General features: G+C 45.1%; 15 protein-coding genes. All 15 read right to left on the reverse strand.

The window, feature by feature from the left end; all coding sequences use genetic code 11:
* Positions 1 to 11: 11 nt before the first annotated feature.
* The 15 genes from L870_RS0104015 to L870_RS0104085 all read right to left on the reverse strand — a co-directional run bounded on the left by L870_RS0104015 (position 12) and on the right by L870_RS0104085 (position 14,844).
* Positions 12 to 470, reverse strand: coding sequence for a GNAT family N-acetyltransferase (locus L870_RS0104015; protein WP_028517034.1), 459 nt, complete (start codon positions 468 to 470; stop codon positions 12 to 14).
* An 11-nt stretch (positions 471 to 481) separates the two neighbouring features.
* Entirely contained in the window at positions 482 to 1,105 is a 624-nt protein-coding gene (locus L870_RS0104020) for a DUF3592 domain-containing protein (RefSeq protein ID WP_028517035.1), read from the reverse strand.
* A 91-nt stretch (positions 1,106 to 1,196) separates the two neighbouring features.
* Entirely contained in the window at positions 1,197 to 2,048 is an 852-nt protein-coding gene (speB, locus tag L870_RS0104025) for an agmatinase (protein WP_028517036.1), read from the reverse strand.
* A complete protein-coding gene (gene speE, locus L870_RS0104030; protein WP_028517037.1) occupies positions 2,038 to 2,889 on the reverse strand; it encodes a polyamine aminopropyltransferase in 852 nt (283 codons plus the stop codon). Before speE ends, speB begins: the two co-directional genes overlap by 11 nt.
* A 224-nt stretch (positions 2,890 to 3,113) precedes the next feature.
* The gene (locus L870_RS0104035) at positions 3,114 to 3,608 is read right to left on the reverse strand and encodes a hypothetical protein (RefSeq protein ID WP_028517038.1); all 495 of its coding nucleotides are present in this window, start codon (positions 3,606 to 3,608) and stop codon (positions 3,114 to 3,116) included.
* A gap of 61 nt (positions 3,609 to 3,669) precedes the next feature.
* Positions 3,670 to 5,121: an aminotransferase class I/II-fold pyridoxal phosphate-dependent enzyme gene (locus L870_RS0104040; RefSeq protein WP_028517039.1), complete on the reverse strand. Its 1,452-nt coding sequence runs from the start codon at positions 5,119 to 5,121 to the stop codon at positions 3,670 to 3,672.
* A complete protein-coding gene (speD, locus tag L870_RS0104045; protein WP_028517040.1) occupies positions 5,114 to 5,884 on the reverse strand; it encodes an adenosylmethionine decarboxylase in 771 nt (256 codons plus the stop codon). The genes L870_RS0104040 and speD overlap by 8 nt, the downstream gene beginning before the upstream one ends.
* A 573-nt stretch (positions 5,885 to 6,457) precedes the next feature.
* On the reverse strand, positions 6,458 to 8,368 hold the full coding sequence (locus tag L870_RS0104050) for a diguanylate cyclase domain-containing protein (protein WP_028517041.1): 1,911 nt from the start codon (positions 8,366 to 8,368) through the stop codon (positions 6,458 to 6,460).
* A gap of 153 nt (positions 8,369 to 8,521) precedes the next feature.
* A complete protein-coding gene (locus L870_RS0104055; protein WP_028517042.1) occupies positions 8,522 to 10,912 on the reverse strand; it encodes an endonuclease MutS2 in 2,391 nt (796 codons plus the stop codon).
* Positions 10,913 to 11,042: 130 nt separating this feature from the next.
* Complete coding sequence (gene recO / locus L870_RS0104060; RefSeq protein ID WP_028517043.1) at positions 11,043 to 11,792, reverse strand: DNA repair protein RecO; 750 nt, start codon at positions 11,790 to 11,792, stop codon at positions 11,043 to 11,045.
* Complete coding sequence (locus L870_RS19205) at positions 11,779 to 11,943, reverse strand: hypothetical protein (protein ID WP_155250139.1); 165 nt, start codon at positions 11,941 to 11,943, stop codon at positions 11,779 to 11,781. The genes recO and L870_RS19205 overlap by 14 nt, the downstream gene beginning before the upstream one ends.
* Before the next feature lie 14 nt (positions 11,944 to 11,957).
* Entirely contained in the window at positions 11,958 to 12,851 is an 894-nt protein-coding gene (gene era, locus L870_RS0104070; RefSeq protein ID WP_028517044.1) for a GTPase Era, read from the reverse strand.
* On the reverse strand, positions 12,851 to 13,363 hold the full coding sequence (gene ybeY / locus L870_RS0104075) for an rRNA maturation RNase YbeY (protein WP_028517045.1): 513 nt from the start codon (positions 13,361 to 13,363) through the stop codon (positions 12,851 to 12,853). The genes era and ybeY overlap by 1 nt, the downstream gene beginning before the upstream one ends.
* The gene (locus L870_RS0104080; protein WP_028517046.1) at positions 13,356 to 14,327 is read right to left on the reverse strand and encodes a PhoH family protein; all 972 of its coding nucleotides are present in this window, start codon (positions 14,325 to 14,327) and stop codon (positions 13,356 to 13,358) included. Before L870_RS0104080 ends, ybeY begins: the two co-directional genes overlap by 8 nt.
* Positions 14,328 to 14,343: 16 nt before the next feature.
* Entirely contained in the window at positions 14,344 to 14,844 is a 501-nt protein-coding gene (locus L870_RS0104085) for a CYTH domain-containing protein (RefSeq protein ID WP_028517047.1), read from the reverse strand.
* Positions 14,845 to 14,846 lie beyond the last annotated feature (2 nt).

Genomic DNA, 14,846 nt, shown 5'->3' on the forward strand with positions numbered 1-14,846 from the left:
TCATTTTACTTTCAAAAAACAAGCTTCATTGGTGTGAATGATGATACTGTCTCTTCAAATCCTAATTTTTTATACAGCGGATAGCCGTCCACGGAAGCTTTGAGCTCGATATAGTCAAGCTCCATTACCTTCGCATCAGCTATAAGCAGCTTCATAAGCTCTGTAGCTATTCCCTGTCTGCGATAGTCCGACTCGACAAAAACATTGAGCACCGTTCCGACTCTTCCTTTAGGGAAACTTGGATTAGGCGGCAGCTCTCCTACTGTAAGAAAAGCCGAGCCCACAAGCTTTCCGCCGTCCTCTGCAAGATATGCAAAGAAATCGCAGTTTAGATGATCGGCATAATACCGCGGAAGCCTTGCCTTTATTTTAGCAGCCTCTGCATCTGTCATTTCGGGAAAGTCCTCGCGGAGATATTTTATACGTATATCCGCCAGTCCCGAAGCATTCTGTGCTCTGAATATATTCATTTATATCTCCTTTAATAATCACTTTTTTTATACAGTTTAATTCCTAACCCAATAATACCGGTCAGGAATATTCCGACAGCAGCTATTATAATTATTATACCGATAATAAGACCTGTATTTCCATTATCTTTTCTGGAATCATAATAAGGTATATATACCTGAGCAGGATCATCAGGGTTTATATAGATTTGCTCTGAATCACCGATCTCATAAATCTGCCTATGCTTGTAATAATGTGATTGGTAGGTATATTCACGTCCATTATATGTGTATGTAAATTCAGGAGCATAGCCTGTCCATTTTGTAATATTGTCATCACTGTCCCTTTCAGTGAACTCCTTGCTGTTTATGTTTGTCACGATTCCTTCAACCAGTTCAGAGCACTGTCTATGATCCTTTTCCAATGATTTTTTACCGTTCAGATTTGATCTTATAAAGATCACTCCTACCGCCACAAAGAACAAGGTTATAATTCCGCAAAAAATGACCGCGCAGGACATAACGCCGCGTTTCTGTCCTCTTGTCAGATATTTCACCTTTTCTTCATCAGGAAGAGAATCAAATTCAGGATCTTTGTAACTTATTCTGTGATCATTATTGTAGTTTTCATAATTGTTATTGTCATGATTTTTCATTTTTCTTCCCCGATTTTCCATATCATTTATATGAATGTGACTTCGTTTCATCCGTGAAGCCGTCATTCGTACAGATATTCTCTTATGATGCTTATGAAAGTGCAAGCAGCATTTCTCTTATGATCTTGCAGGCAACTGCTGTGGAAACTCCGCTCTGATCGTAAACAGGGCTGAGCTCGTTCACATCACAGCCAACTATATTGAGCTTGCTGCACACCAGTGTTACAGCCTTTCTAAGCTCGTCAAATGTAACTCCCCCTGCCTCGGGAGTTCCTGTACCCGGGAATATTGACGGGTCAAGCACATCGAGATCAAGTGTAAAATAAACATTCTTGCCCCTGAGCTTTTCAACCACTTCTTCAAGTCCGTCGAAGCTGAATTTGTGCATTTCCGTATGCTTGTCCGCAAAGCGGAATTCCTCACGATCACCGCTGCGGATACCGAACTGGAAGATATGCCCGTCACCCACAAGCTCATGGCAGCGTCTGAGTACACAGGCGTGTGAGAGCTTCTGACCGAGATAGTCATCGCGGAGATCTGCATGAGCATCAAAATGAACGATATAAAGATCGCTGTATTTGTTCTTGACTGCCCTTACAGTACCGAGAGTCACAAGATGCTCGCCGCCTATCATAAAGGGCAGCTTATCATCTGCAATTATCACATCTGCACGGTCAGATATATCATCTACAGCGCGTTCCGTACTTCCGAACGGGAGTTCAAGATCGCCGCTGTCAAAATAGCTGTAGTCTGTCATATCCTTATTCTGATAAGGACTGTATGTCTCGATACCGAAGCTTTCGTTCCTTATTGCCGAAGGAGCAAAACGTGTACCGGGCCTGAAACTTGTAGTGCCGTCAAAGCCTGCTCCGAAAAGTACTATCTTAGCCTCATCGTATTCGACATCGCAGGCAATAAAAGTCTGTATATTCTTATTCAACATCTCTGAGAAGCTCCTCTACATAACACGGAAGCGCAAATGAGCCTACGTGAAGTCTTGGGTTGTAGTATCTGGTCTTCAAACCAAGCATACTCCATTTTGTGCCATTATAGTCGTTGGTGGGGTGATACTTCTTTGAAGCAAAGCCAAAGAGCCAGTGTCCCGACGGATAAGTCGGTATATGTGCCTGATAGACCTTACTTATGGGGAAGCTCTCAACTATACGCTTGTGTGAACGCTGCATAGCAGCTGCGTCCTCATCGTAGAACGGGCTTTCATGCTGATTTACCATGATGCCGTCCTCACGGAGTGCCTTGAAGCAGCTTCCGTAGAATTCCTTTGTAAAGAGTCCTTCACCCGGTCCGAAGGGATCGGTGGAATCAACGATAATAACATCGTATTTATCAGTGCAGCGGCGAATGAACTTAACGCCGTCCTCATAGTACACGTGGACTCTCGGATCGTCGAAACGGCAGGCTGTTGTCGGGAGATACTTCTTGCACACCTCAACGACCAGCTCGTCTATCTCCACAAGGTCGATATTCTCAACAGAGGGATAGCGTGTCAGCTCGCGTACTACTCCGCCGTCGCCTGCGCCTATTACAAGTATATTCTTTGGATTAGGGTGAACAGCCATAGGCACATGAGTTATCATCTCGTGATAGATGAATTCGTCCTTTTCCGTCAGCATCATGTAGCCGTCAAGAGTAAGGAAGCGTCCGAACTCCTTTGAATCGAATATATCTATGCGCTGGAACTCACTGTTGCCGCTGTAGAGCTGATGATCCACCTTTATTGAAAACTTTACATTCGGAGTATGTCTCTCCGTAAACCATAATTCCATACTATACCTCCCTTAGTGATCAGCGGATAGTAATAACTGATCAGCAAGAAACGCCGTTCACAGCGTTCTTAAATGAAATGTATACTGCAAATGCAGCCGATACAATTGATATTTAAGCATATTGGCGAAAAATATCCGCCACTACTATTGTAGGGGCAGACACCTACATCTGCCCGAGATAAATGATCGGGGCGATGTGGGCATCGCCCCTTACATAGCCGTTTTTAATTTCTGTCTGTGGGAGGACCTCCTGCGGGCGGTCCCGATACACCATTCTGCTTCATAACGAATTTAAGGAATACAGGTGTTATGATGAAAATGACGATATATGCAACTATAAGGCTGAGTATAAGTGACTTGATGAAAGAAGGCAGGAACGGCATCTTTGAACCGTGTGCAGTTGCCTGCTTGTATGCCATGAACACCATTGAAAATGTGAGAATAGGTGTATAGATAAGATCGGATACAAGAGTTGAAAGAAGTCTTGCAGGGAGACTGCGCTCCTCAAGACCGCACTTGCGTACAAGTCCGTCCTCTACTTTTTTCATGGGTACTAAAAAGCCGATGATAAGGCTTATGATAGTGCTTATTCCGAAGCTCATAAGAAATCCCTGAACCGTGAAATGTCCCGAAGTGAGATTGCCTAAAAGTGAAAGGCAGAAGCTGAGTGTTACCGCCATAAGTATATTCATCTGTAATCCGATTTTTTTCATATTCATAAATTGATCCTCCTGAAAAAATTAATACCCCGTTTTGTATACATTGTTTTTCTGAAATCCCTTATTTGTCTATAACATTAAGTCTTTCTATATTAAGATCTTCCGTACCTGTCATCTGACAGCCTTTTTCTTTTGCATATTTTATATATTCGATTATCTCGGGAGTGATAAGCTCACCCGGAGCAAGTATCGGTATTCCCGGAGGATAACACATTACGAATTCACTGCAAACCTCTCCTGCTGTTTCGTCAAGGGGAAGTGAGCGTTTGCTTGAGTAGAATGCCTTTCTCGGAGTTTCCGCAACCACAGGACTGATATACTCCTGTGTCAGCATATTGGCTTCACTTTTTCCGAAGCGGCGTTTTATCTCGGCAAGCGCACTTATAAGGCGTTCGATATCGCGCTTTCTGTCGCCTACAGAGATATAGGCAAGCACATTTCCGATATCGCCGAATTCTATCTGTATATCGTACTCGTCGCGGAGAAGGTCGTAGACCTCGATACCTGCAAGTCCGATAGGCAGAGTGTAAATACTCAGCTTTGACACATCGAAATCGTATATGCTGTCGCCGTTTATGAGCTCACGTGAATAAGCGTAATATCCGCCTATCTCGTTTATCTCGGAGCGGGCGTATTCAGCCATTTCCACAGTCTGTGCGAATATCTCCCTGCCGCCGAGAGCAAGTCTTTTTCTGGAAATATCCAGACTTGAAAGCAGCAGATAAGAAGCACTTGTAGTCTGTGTAAGGTTTATTACCTGACGCATATAGTCTGAATTTATATTCTTACCCATGAGCAGGAAAGAGCTCTGTGTAAGGCTTCCGCCCGATTTATGCATACTTACCGAAGCACAGTCAGCTCCCACAGCCATAGCAGTTACGGGAAAGTTCTCACCAAAGTAGAAATGCGTACCGTGAGCCTCGTCCACAAGTACAAGCATACCGTGAGCATGAGCAAGCTCGGTTATCTTTTTCAGATCCGAGCATATACCGTAGTATGTGGGATTGTTGACCATTATAGCCTTTGCATCGGGATTCTCGAGAATAGCCTGCTCCACCTGAGCCACCGACATACCGAGAGCGATGCCCAGCTTGTGGTTTACGTCGGGATTTACATAAACGGGAACAGCTCCCGTAAGGATTATTGCGTTTATGGCACTTCTGTGGACATTTCGGGGCATGATTATCTTGTCGCCCTCCTTGCAGGCATACATTATCATGCTCTGTACCGCAGAGGTAGTTCCGCCCACCATAAAGAAGGCATTTGCCGCACCGAAGGCTTCTGCCGCCAGCATTTCCGCGTCCTTGATGACGGAAACAGGGTGACAGAGGTTATCCAGAGGCTTCATGGAGTTGACATCAACGTTCATGCAGTCCTCCCCGAGAAACTCGGTAAGCTCCATATTTCCCCTGCCGCGCTTATGTCCCGGCACATCGAAGGGAACGACTCTCATTCTTCTGAATTTTCTCAGAGCCTCATATATCGGAGCATTTACTTGGGAAAGCTCAGCCATTTCCGAACACGTTCCTTCCGCTGAAAATTTCTATCATCTCCCGCTGGAGCGCATTTGTTATCTCAAGTCTGCGTCTCGGCGGAAGCTCGTTAACATCTGTATTGAACAGATAGTTCTGAAGATCGAGCTCCTTTATAAGCATCTTTGTGTGGAACATATTTGCCTGATAGACATTTATATCCACAGCATCGTATTTATCAAGCACCTTAGCGTCGATATAGTTCTGTATGGAAGTTATATCGTGGTCGATAAAGAGCTTTTCACCGTCAAGGTTACGCGTAAAGCCTCTTACTCTGTAATCCATAGTGATGATATCCGAATCAAAGCTGCCGATAAGATAATCCAGTGCGGTAAGAGGTGTTATCTTGCCGCAGGTAGCAACATCTATATCAACACGGAATGTAGCGATAGAAGTATCGGGGTGAAATTCGGGATAGGTATGAACAGTGACATGGCTCTTGTCAAGATGTGCCACAGTCTCATTACCGCCTACAGGTATCATGGTATCATCGGCAATAAGGAAAGTAGCCGATGCGCCCTGAGGGTCATAGTCCTGACGGGATACGCTGAGCACCTGTGCTCCTATCATCTCAGTAACATGGGTCATTATGTCCGTTATACGCTCAGAGTTGTACTGCTCATCAACATAAGCGATATACTCCTGCTGTGAGCGGGCTGTCTTTGCATAACAGACATCATATATATTAAAGCTAAGCGACTTTGTAAGGTTGTTGAACCCATAAAGCTTCAGTTTATTCTCCATAAAACCACACCTTTAAACAAAAAATGCACACAAAAGACCTTACCAGCCATTGTGTGCATGAAATATCTTCGCGGTGCGCAGAAACTTCATTTACGGTTTCAGAGTCTATACAAGCAAGTACTACCTTTTACTACTCTTATTGACCTTTCACAAGCTGATGAGAACTTATAAAAACTTTATCGACGTACAGTCGAATCAATAAGGCAACAGAAGTTGCCAGCCGAAAAATCGGCGGTCGGCATTTGACCCGGCTGTCCGTATGGCCTCGACTCCAAAAAGGAGTGGTCAATAGTCTTGCTCCGAAACCTAAGCTTCTTTTGCAATTCAGTTTATTTTATCATATTTTCATGTTTTTGTCAATACTTAAAACCGCATTTTATCCCTGTTTTTCATTTGAGCGCACACAAAAAACAGGGAACGCCGAAAACAGCGATCCCTGTCCGCATTATAAGTTTTTCACAATTATGCAGTCTGCTAATTATGCATATAAACGAATATCCTGTATCGTTTTCCGATATTCAATGCTTTTCCGTTGAAAAAGCCGTTTTTTCAGCCCTTTTAAAAAAGCATTTTTCAGTCCTCGCGCAGCTTTCTTCGCTTCTGCTTATCCTCATACATTTTTGCGTCAGCTTTGCTGATATATCCGTCGATATTCGAGCCCTTTTCAGGGACACCGCAGAATGCGCCGAGACTCGCCTCTACCTTATAGGGCTTGCCTGATGCTTTATTATATCTTTTTAAATAGCTGCGTATGTAACCAAAGTACTTTTCCGCACTCTCTTCCGAATAATCTCCGCAGCCTATAAGGGCGTACTCATCTCCGCCTATTCTCGCGCATACCTCATTCATTCCGCAGCAGGACTGCAATGCATTAGCAACAACGATGATAGCGTTATCACCCTCAATATGGCCGTAATTGTCATTTATCATTTTCAGACGGTCAAGGTCAGCGATGATAACAAAAAATATCTCACCTTCCTCGCAGGCTTTTCGGAATAGACCTTCCGCCATTCGCTTTAATCCCTTGCGGTTGTATATTCCCGTGAGGGTATCACGGATAGAGTTCATGAAAATACGCTGATTGATACTTGTGAGCTTTGTACGGACGCGGAGATATTCAAGTGCAAGACCTATATTCCTGTTCCATTCCGCAAATACCTTGCTCTCGGCATTGCGTATATCATCAAATCTGAATATCGAATAACCAAAACATCTGTCCATATAATGCAGAGGAAGCAGGAAAAATACCGACGGACCTTCGCAGTATTCGTCCATGAAATCGGGGATTATATCTGCCGATCTGAAGTCGCGCCCTATGAACTCAGTCTGCCTTCTTGTGTATATCATCTTGGCTTCCATTATATCTGCATAGCCTTCACGTATATAATCATCGTCTTTTTCATTCTCAACATTGTCCCAGTTGCGGCAAAGACAGAGCATATAGGTATCAAGACCTTTTATGGTATATATATATCCGTTAAGCCTGCGCAGCAGACTGTCAAGGTTTTCTTCCTCCATAAGTCCGTCCAGCATACAGCTCTTTGTATAATAGTCATCATAGCGCTTTATCCTGTTACTGAATGCCTCGCCGACGTTGACGCTGTACAGTGTATTGCTGCCGCAGCCGCATGAACGTGCAAGAATAAGCCTGCCGCGCTCCAGTGTTTCAAGAGGTTCAGCGTCTTCGCCTGTTATCTTCTTATGAAGTATACATACCGCTCTCGCGCCCATTCGTATATTTTCGGGACACAAAGTAGATATGGAGGGTATCTCCAGTACAGCCTTATTAGAGCCGTCATAGCCCGATATCCTGAAGTCCTCGGGTATCCTGTAGCCGCCCTTTACCATTGAGTTGCAAAGGCTTCTTGCCATATCGTCATTTGCACACACAACAGCATCGGGAATAGGTCTTTCGCCCGTAATGAACTGCTTTGCCAGACGCTGCGAAACTATTTTCCAGAAGTCGCCGTAAATAATATCATCTTCGGCTATTTCAAGTCCGTGCTTCTTCATTGAGCGTTTATATCCCTCAAGTCTTGACATTGCAGGAGGGCTTCCCTCAGGACCTGTAAGACACATTATCTTCTTGCAGCCGTGAGCTTCTATAAAATGGTCTGTCATCTGCTCGAAAAGCTCAGTATCCTCAGCATATAGGCTGTCGCAGAAATCAAAATCGTGATCGAGAGCTACTACAGGTATTCCCCAATGTGAAAATACCTTTACGAATTTATCCACAAGATTCTGGCTGGCAAGATTTCCCGCAAGGAGTATAACTCCGTCGATAACATCGGCTTTTATAAGTGAGAAGATATTCTCCTCGCCCTGCTGTATAAGTCCGCCGCTGTCAAGGTTAAAAGCCATAAGAAATGTGAGCACATCATATCCGAGAGATCTGCACTGCTCGGAAATGCCGATAAATATGCGATTCATGTAGCTGTTGAAAACATCGGCTGCGATGACTGCTATAGTCTTGCGTTTCTTCACAACAGATCCCCCTTTCGTATAAAATAAGTCTTATTGTTATTATACACTAAAAGGCATATTTTTTCAACTCTTATACAAGAATTATAAAAAAAATATGCCTTCATCATATCAGTTATGTCGGTATTCTGCCGTTATTTTACCATTATTTTGCTATTATTTTAACTCAACAACAGTTACTCCGTCCTCGCCCTCGCCGAAGAGTCCCAGACGGAAGCTCTTGACTGACGGGTGTGATTTCAGTCTCTTGTGCACAGCCTGTCTCAGAAGTCCCGTGCCTTTTCCGTGGATAATAGTCACCATTGAGATATTGGACATAACAGCCTGATCGAGAAATGCGTCAAGCTGGTAAACTCCGTCATCGCAGGCGCTTCCGCGTATATCGAGCTCCATTTTGCCTCTGCGCTCAGCCTTTACGCCTACCTTGTTCATCTTGCGGTTAGGACGTATGGACTTGTTGCTCACAGTTACCTTTTCGGGTTCTTCAAGACGCAGACGGGATATGTTCATTTTAGTTTTCATAACGCCCATCTGTACGTATACGAAATCGCTGCCGTCAGGGTCGCCCGAGATTATGCCCTTGCGCTGCAAGTCAACAACATAGACCGTATCGCCGCGGCGCAGCTTTCTCGGCAGCACATAGCCCTCGTTGGGATCACGCTTATCGATAGGATTAGCCGTATCGTACATCTTGTTGAAGCTCTGCTTTGACTTGGATTTAACGTTTGAAACGTTTGCGCTGAAGTCCTTTTTATCCTTCTCCTTGCGAAGTCTTTCAAGCTCGTCGATAAGCTCGTTGGACTCAGCCTTAGTCTGCTCGATGATAGTCATAGCGCGGAGTCTTGCCTTTTCAAGCTCGTCAGCCTTTGCAGCTTCAAGCTTTTCGCGCTCTGTCCTGATAGCTTCTTCATGCTCGGCAGTCTGAGCTTTCAGGCGTGATATCTCCTCTTTCTGCTTTTCAAGCTCAAGTCGTGTACTCTCAAGCTTGCCTATTACCTCTTCAAGTCGGGTATTTGCTTCACTTACTCTTGTTTTCGCGTCCGCGATGATATCGGCAGGCATACCGAGACTTTCTGAGATCGCAAAAGCGTTGGATTTACCCGGAGAGCCTACGATAAGCTTGTATGTAGGTCTCAGAGTTTCGATATCGAATTCACAGGAAGCATTCTCGATGCCCTCACCGTCGATAGCAAAGACTTTAAGCTCCTGATAATGAGTAGTTACCATTATTTTCGCGCCGTTTTGCATAAGGCGGCGGATTATTGATATGGCAAGTGCCGCACCCTCAACAGGATCTGTACCCGAACCAAGCTCATCAAGGAGTACAAGTGACTGCTCATCGGCAGTGCGAAGTATCTCGATAACCTTATTTGTATGGGACGAGAATGTGGAAAGGTTCTGCTCTATGCTCTGGCTGTCGCCGATATCAGCGAGGATATGATCGTATACGGATATCCTGCTTCCGTCAGCAACGGGTATAAGGAGTCCGCACATTGTCATAGCCGCAAGAAGCCCGGCGGTTTTAAGCGATACAGTCTTACCGCCTGTGTTAGGACCTGTGATTATAAGTGCCTGATAGTCCTCACCGAGACTTATATCAACAGGCACAGCCTTGTTCTTGTCGATAAGGGGGTGACGGGCTTTTTTAAGGTACATCTTTCCGTCATCGGTTATCTCGGGCAGCGAGCAGTTGAGCTTTGCGGCAAGGTTAGACTTTGCAAAATAAAGGTTCAGCTCTGTGCAGACCTTGTAATTCTCCGCAAGTATGTCCGCATATTCTCCGCACTCGCGGCAGAGCTGACGGACAATGCGTTCTATCTCCTCCTGCTCCTTTGCTTCAAGGAGACGTATATCATTATTAGCCTCGACAATTGCCATAGGCTCGATGAATATAGTCTGTCCCGTAGCCGATGTATCATGTATAAGACCGCTTACCTGTCCGCGGTATTCTGACTTTACAGGCAGAACGAAACGTCCGTCACGGATAGTGACATTGCTCTCCTGCAAATACTGCTGTGTGGTCTTGTTTTTTATCATTTTGTCGAGAGTCTCACGGAGCTGCATACCTGCGCGGTTTATCTTTCGGCGTATTGCAGCCAGTTCCGCACTTGCAGCGTCTGCTATCTCGTTCTCGGAGATTATCGAACGCTCAAGCTTTTCAAGCAGCCAGTCGTTGGGCTGCAATCTTGAAAACAGGTAGCTCAGCTCAGTTTCAACGTTTTCGCAGTGAGCATACCAGTCCGCCAAAGACTTTATCTGTCTCAGCATTGCTGCTATATCCATAAGGTCGCGGAGCGATATGACTGCTCCCGACTTTGCTCTTGCAGCTACAGAGCTTATGTCCTTGAAATTGCCGAAAGGCGGTGTTCCGAACTGTACTGAAAGAGACAGTGCCTGTGAGGTTTTAAGACACTCATAGCGCACTCTTTCGAGGTCGTTGTCGGGACGTACCGCCAATGCCATGCGGTGAGTCTCCTCGTTTGAGGTGAGCTCGGCAAGCATTTCAAGTATCTTGTCCAGTTCAAGTGTTTTCAAATATTTATCCATAATTATCCTTTTTATTCAGTTTAGAGTTGAGAGTTGCGGTGTCGTCTACGGCGACAAATTGAAATAATGTGAGCCCAGTAACTACATTAACTCTCAACTCTCAATTCTCAACTCTCAACTTTTATACTTTCTAACAACTCAAAAGCGATTTGTAAAAATCCAATGTGCCGAAGCTGCGTTCAAGGTGAGTAAGTGCATATGTTTCCGTAAGTGCGGAGAGCTTCTGCTGAGTCTCCTCAGATACGCGGAAATTGAAAAGCCTGCTGAAATCAGCAAGCACTATATGCCGCACCGCGCTCAGCACAGGCAGCTTTACTTTCATATAGTTTTCCTTTGTGTCGTTTTCAAAGCAGTCAGAACAGTAAAAGCCGCCGCTCTCCATAAAGAAAAACAGCTCCTCGGGCTCGTAAACTCCGCAGCCTCTGCAAGCTACCACATCGGGCATATAGCCTATCTCGGACATGAGCCTCATCTCAAACACGGATCTCAGCAGCTTTTCATCACGCTGACCTGTTTCGAGGTAGTGGAGTGAATTCAGCAAAAGCCGCATTATATCACCGTTCTGAGCCTCGGGCTTGATGCAGAAGCGCATTATCTCGGCAAAATAGCTAGCCAGAGATATCTTTGAAAGCGAATCACGAAGTCCGTAAAAAATATGTATCGGCTCTGCACTGTTGAGGTACAGATATTTACCTCTCTTGTCTATGCAGAACCGTGAATATGCCAGAAGCTGAGTGGAGCTGCCCGATTTTCCGTTTATTTTCTTTGCGCCTTTTACGGAAACCTCGATAACTCCGCTCTCTCCCGTCAGTATATCAATGAATTTGTCCTGTTCACCAACAGAACGTTCTTTAAGGACGATGCCTTCAACAGTTGTCATGGTTATCTTCCTTATGCGCCGAATATTGCAGATAGTCCTCTATGCTGCCGCTTTCGGCAAATTTATTCCAAAGTATATCCTCCGACATTTTTACCTCCGCAGTTGATGATACGGGGATATCCCCCATAATATCTTCTGCGGTATCGGTCATAATATCAGCGGTAATTATTTCTCGGAAAGTCCGAAGCTTCTGATGAGATTTTCCCTGTTTCGCCAGTCCTCCTTGACCTTTACCCAGCATTTGAGGTTGACCTTTATCTGGAAAAAGTCCTCAAGCTCCATTCTTGCGGCAGTTGAAGCCTTTTTCAGCATTGCTCCGCCCTTGCCGATAACTATACCCTTGTGGGACTCCTTCTCACAGTAGATAACAGCCGATATATCGAGGATATCCTTGTCCTCGCGCTCGCTCATCTGCTCTACACCAACAGCAATACCGTGAGGTACTTCATCGCTGAGCAGCATCAGCAGCTTCTCGCGTATCATCTCTGCTGCCAGCACCTTTTCGGGCTGGTCGGTTATCATATCATCAGGGAAGAAGTGTACTGACTCTTCAGAAATTGCGATTATCTCATCAATCACGATATCAACGCCGCTGTTTTCGGTCACGCTAACAGGTACGACCGCCTGAAACTTCACTTTTGAAGTCAGATCGGCGATCACAGGGGCAAGCTCGTCCTTGTTCTTCAGCAGGTCTATCTTGTTGAGCACAAGTATTATCGGCATCTTAGATGCGTTCATGGACTTCAGAAGTTCAAGCTCCTGCTCGTTTATCTTCTTTGTGCAGTCCATAACAAATACTACTGCATCAATATCGCTGACGGACTCCTTGACAGTGTTGAGCATATGCTCGCTGAGCTTGTTTACAGGCTTGTGCAGTCCCGGAGTATCGAAGAATACCAGCTGAACATCATCTATATTGCGTATACCCGTTATACGTGTACGGGTAGTCTGAGGCTTGCTGCTGACAGAAGCTATCTTCTCTCCCACGATAGCATTGAGGAGAGAGGATTTTCCTGCATTTGTGCGTCCTGCGATAGTAACGAAAGCGGTCCTTGACATCAGTTATTATCTCCGTTCACAACGAAAGTAACATCACGTGAGATACCAAGCTTTTCGAGTACAGACTCTTCCTTCTCACGCATGATGCGCTGATCGAGCTGGCTTGTCTCGTGATCGTAGCCCAGAAGATGGAGCATTGAATGTACTGTGAGGAAGCCTACCTCACGCTCAAGTGAGTGACCGTAGTTCTGAGCCTGCTTGACAGCAGTTTCCAGTGAAATAACAACGTCACCGAGCTGTACTGCACCTGTTTCGGGATTTACCTCAACAGTGCCGTCCTCGCTTGTGAGCGGAAATGAGAGCACATCTGTAACGCTGTCTTTATTTCTGTATATTTTATTGAGATTCTTTATCTCGTTATTGCTTACGAATGAAACGCTTACTTCTGCGTCCTTACCAAAATTTTCAGTCGTGAGAACTGCCTGACAGCATCTTCTGATAAGCAGTCTTATACCAACGGGGACTTTCACCTCTGTCTGATTATTCTTAACATATACCTTTAACTTAGCCATGAATATTTTTTCTCCCTTCGTTATATTTTTCATAAGCTTTAATAATATCCTGTACAAGTCTGTGTCTTACAACGTCTTTTTCGGTAAAGCGATGTATGCTGATATCGTCGATACCTTTAAGCACTTTTATAGCCTCAACAAGGCCCGATTTTCTTGTATCAGGAAGATCGATCTGTGTAATATCGCCTGTGATGACCATTCTGCTCTCGTTTCCGAGACGGGTCAGGAACATTTTTATCTGCTCCGATGTAGTATTCTGTGCTTCATCGAGAATGATAAAGGCTTCATCAAGTGTACGTCCGCGCATATATGCAAGCGGAGCGACCTCGATTATGCCTTTTTCCATGTATCTTGCAAAACTCTCGGCTCCGAACATATCGAAAAGAGCGTCATAGAGCGGACGGAGATAAGGGTCTACCTTATCCTGAAGATCACCCGGAAGAAATCCCAGTTTTTCGCCTGCTTCAACAGCGGGACGGGTAAGGATTATCTTCTTTATCTTATGTTCGCGGAATGCCTTTACTGCCATTGCAACAGCGAGATAGGTCTTGCCTGTACCCGCAGGGCCGATGCCGAGAACTATAGTATTGTCCTTTATTGCGTCTGTATAGCGCTTCTGACCGACTGTACGCGGACGGAGTATCTTACCCGAAGCTGTAACACATATACCATCTCCGCCAAGCTCCTGAAGCTCCTGCTCTGCGCCGTCGGCTACCATAGATGAGACATAGCGCACCGTCTGTTCATTTACAGCGTTGCCCTTATCAGCCATAGTCATCAAAGCCCTGAGAGCTTTTTCCGCACCGCCGATATTCTCATCATCTCCGATTATTTTTATACCGCCGTCTCTGCTTACGACGGTAACATTGAAGTTTTTCTGTATTCTGTCCACATTTCCGTCAAGCTGTCCGAAAAGAGCGGAAAGCTGTTCGGGACTGTCTGCGGGCACAAATTTTTCTGACATCAACTAATTCTCCAATCTATTGCTCGGGAAAAGCTCCTGCTTTTGCAAGTGCTGCATTGGAATAGCGCACATCGTCCGAGACCTCCATGATCACCCTGACATTATCGGGAAAATCTATTTTCTGTTCGGGTGACCCAAGTTCAAGCTCCATTATTGCAAGCTTATCCGAAAACGGGTAAGTATCAAGCTCGAACAGCTGATCGTGATAATCAAAACAGTAACGCACCTTTTCAACAGGCGGACAGTCTCTCCGCGCACCGCTGAGAAGGCTCTGATACTCCTCTGCGCTTATCTCAAACTCATTTTCTTCCCTTGTGACATGAGTATGGAAGATCTTTTCCGTATAGGTATATTTAACATTGCCATCCTCATCCACCGATCTGACTCTGCGCTGGGAACCGTTCTGTCCGCTTTTCAGATAAGTCTGGACAATACCGATCCTGCGCTTCACATCAAGAGTGGAAACATCGGGGAACTCAACGAGAAATTTTCTTTCGATCTCATATGATTTACTCATAA

Source organism: Ruminococcus flavefaciens ATCC 19208, from assembly GCF_000518765.1.
Lineage (GTDB): Bacteria > Bacillota > Clostridia > Oscillospirales > Ruminococcaceae > Ruminococcus > Ruminococcus flavefaciens.

Bases quoted from the DNA above. Each gene is read 5' to 3' on its own strand.
- L870_RS0104015 (WP_028517034.1), bottom strand. From the start codon at position 470: ATGAATATATTCAGAGCACAGAATGCTTCGGGACTGGCGGATATACGT.
- L870_RS0104020 (WP_028517035.1), bottom strand. From the start codon at position 1,105: ATGAAAAATCATGACAATAACAATTATGAAAACTACAATAATGATCAC.
- speB (WP_028517036.1), bottom strand. From the start codon at position 2,048: ATGTTGAATAAGAATATACAGACTTTTATTGCCTGCGATGTCGAATAC.
- speE (WP_028517037.1), bottom strand. From the start codon at position 2,889: ATGGAATTATGGTTTACGGAGAGACATACTCCGAATGTAAAGTTTTCA.
- L870_RS0104035 (WP_028517038.1), bottom strand. From the start codon at position 3,608: ATGAATATGAAAAAAATCGGATTACAGATGAATATACTTATGGCGGTA.
- L870_RS0104040 (WP_028517039.1), bottom strand. From the start codon at position 5,121: ATGGCTGAGCTTTCCCAAGTAAATGCTCCGATATATGAGGCTCTGAGA.
- speD (WP_028517040.1), bottom strand. From the start codon at position 5,884: ATGGAGAATAAACTGAAGCTTTATGGGTTCAACAACCTTACAAAGTCG.
- L870_RS0104055 (WP_028517042.1), bottom strand. From the start codon at position 10,912: ATGGATAAATATTTGAAAACACTTGAACTGGACAAGATACTTGAAATG.
- recO (WP_028517043.1), bottom strand. From the start codon at position 11,792: ATGACAACTGTTGAAGGCATCGTCCTTAAAGAACGTTCTGTTGGTGAA.
- L870_RS19205 (WP_155250139.1), bottom strand. From the start codon at position 11,943: ATGACCGATACCGCAGAAGATATTATGGGGGATATCCCCGTATCATCA.
- era (WP_028517044.1), bottom strand. From the start codon at position 12,851: ATGTCAAGGACCGCTTTCGTTACTATCGCAGGACGCACAAATGCAGGA.
- ybeY (WP_028517045.1), bottom strand. From the start codon at position 13,363: ATGGCTAAGTTAAAGGTATATGTTAAGAATAATCAGACAGAGGTGAAA.
- L870_RS0104080 (WP_028517046.1), bottom strand. From the start codon at position 14,327: ATGTCAGAAAAATTTGTGCCCGCAGACAGTCCCGAACAGCTTTCCGCT.
- L870_RS0104085 (WP_028517047.1), bottom strand. From the start codon at position 14,844: ATGAGTAAATCATATGAGATCGAAAGAAAATTTCTCGTTGAGTTCCCC.